We start from the raw sequence: 1,176 nt of genomic DNA, 5'->3' as shown, positions 1-1,176 counted from the left end.
TCAAGGGCTGCCGGGCCTGATCGAATTCGCCACCGACTTATTCGACCGCCACACGATCCAGACATTCGTCGGCTACTACTTATATGTCCTAGGGGTGGTGACAGCCCATGCCGACCGGGTCATCGACTCGATCGAAATCGTCGATGCCGCCCAGCGCGAGCTGTTACTGCGCACGTACAACGAAACCGTCAATCCTGTTGCTGCGGCCACTATCCCGGAGTTGTTCGCAACCCAGGCCGCACGCACCCCGAACGCTCTTGCGGTACAGGATGATCGGCACAGCCTAACGTACGCCGAGCTGTCGGCCAGAGTTAATGGGCTGGCCCGCTACCTGATTGGCCAGGGCGTGGGACCCGAGTCGTTGGTAGGGTTGGCGCTTCCCCGCAGCACCGACCTGGTGGTCGCCATGCAGGCGATCATGGCCGCCGGCGGAGCATTCGTGCCAATCGATCCGACCCATCCCGCGCAGCGCAACAGCCATGTGCTCGAGACCGCGGATCCAGTGTGTGTGCTGAGTAGTTCTGGTGCGGGGTTGGTAGCGGCGGACGTGGCTGTCGTTCACCTCGATGACCTTGACCTGTCCGGCTTTTCGTCGGAGCCGATCGCCGATGCCGAACGTCTGTCTCGGCTTGATCCCGATCATCAGGCCTATGTGATGTTCACCTCGGGATCCACCGGCCGGCCCAAGGGCGTGGCCGTTACGCAGAGCGCGATCGTCAATCAGGTGCAGTGGATGGGTAGCCAATACCGGATAGGTCCGCACGATGTGTATTTGCACAAGACCGCGATCACCTTCGATGTGGCGCTGTGGGGCTATCTGGCGGCTTTGGTATCGGGCGCGCGGTTGGTGCTCGCCAGCCCGGACGGACACAAGGATCCCCGGTACCTAACCGAAACGATTAGCGCACACGGGGTCACCCTGACCGACTTCGTCCCGTCGCTGCTGTCGGCATTGTGCTCCGTCGCAAGAAAAGAGCAGTTGGCGTCATTACGCGATGTGTTCGTAGCCGGAGAGACGTTGCCCGCTGCGACCGTCGGCGCGTTTGCCGTGTTGTGTGAAGCGAATCTGCACAATCTGTATGGCCCGACCGAGGCGACCGTCTCGGTCACCCATTGGCCCACCAGTCCCACGCATCAGGCGCCGGTGCCGATCGGCGTGCCGCAATCTAACTGCCA

At 62.1% G+C, this 1,176-nt stretch carries 1 protein-coding gene; it reads left to right on the top strand.

The window, feature by feature from the left end; genetic code table 11:
- On the top strand, positions 1 to 1,176 hold a 1,176-nt coding region (locus tag F0Q45_RS26090), incomplete at both ends, for an AMP-binding protein (RefSeq protein ID WP_149656602.1).

It is taken from the genome of Mycobacterium simiae, from assembly GCF_008370645.1.
GTDB classification, from domain to species: Bacteria; Actinomycetota; Actinomycetes; order Mycobacteriales; family Mycobacteriaceae; genus Mycobacterium; species Mycobacterium simiae_A.
This window is presented reverse-complemented; position numbering and strand designations above follow the sequence as displayed.